Origin of the sequence: Micromonospora sp. NPDC006431 (assembly GCF_042870725.1) — a bacterium.
GTDB lineage: Bacteria > Actinomycetota > Actinomycetes > Mycobacteriales > Micromonosporaceae > Micromonospora.
On record NZ_JBIAHQ010000084.1, the window covers coordinates 1 to 1,051 of the forward strand.

Annotated in this window: 1 pseudogene; it reads left to right on the top strand. The window is 64.2% G+C overall.

Annotated features, from left to right (window positions below):
- Nucleotides 1–1,051 (top strand): annotated as a pseudogene (locus ACFYM6_RS36170) (hypothetical protein); the annotation flags it as partial.

Sequence of the window (1,051 nt, forward strand, 5' to 3'; positions counted from 1 at the left end):
GAGAAGAAGGAGGGCGAGGCGGACGGTGGCGCCATCCTGGTCGAGCGGGGCGGTAGCGCGCACCTGGAGAAGGTGGAGCTGACCCGTAACAACGCCGAGGGCAACGGCGGCGCCATCGCCAACTTCGGCCGGGTCGACCTCGACGACAGCAAGGTCGAGGACAACCACGCCCAGCGCAACGGCGGCGGCATCTTCAACGTCGGCGTCCTCAAGATCAGGGACTCCCGGATCAACAACAACACCGCCGGCGAGAACGGCGGCGGCATCGCCAACGGCGAGGGCAAGGAAAAGGAAAAGGACAAGGACTACTGGGTCAAGGGCCGCGACGAGGCCGGCACCGTGGAGATCATCGGCCGCTTCCAGGGCAAGGAACCCAGCAAGACCGAGATCCACAACAACCGGGCCGGCAAGAACGGCGGCGGCGTGTTCAGCTCCGGCGGCTTCGTCAAGATCGCCCTGACCAGCATCAAGAACAACACCGCCTGCGAGAACGGCGGCGGCATCTACGCCCGCAACACCGACCTCGACCTCCAGAAGGTCATCGTCGCCAAGAACCACGCCGACAAGGACGGCGGCGGCGTCTACAACACCGGCGGGGAAAAGAAGAAGAAGGAAGCCCCGTACGGCGAGCAGAAGGACCAGAAGGAAGAGAAGGAGCGGGAGGCCACCGCCACCATCGACGACAGCGCCATCGTCGACAACTCCGCCGGACGCTTCGGCGGCGGCATCTTCAACGGCGACCCGGACGTCGAGATCAAGGAAGGCTTCCAGGAGGAGTCCGACAAGGACAAGAACAAGGAAGACAACGCCACCCTCACCGTCCGGAACACCGAGATCAAGAACAACACCGCCAAGAACGGCGGCGGCATCTTCAACAACGAGGGCAAGGTCACCCTGACCAACACCCGCGTCACCAAGAACACCGCCACCGACTCCGCCAAGACCCACCGCGTCGCCGGCGGCGTCTTCAACAACAACGGCAAGGTCAAGCTCGACGAAAAGACCACCATCACCGACAACGACCCCACCAACTGCGGCGGCACCGTCAAGG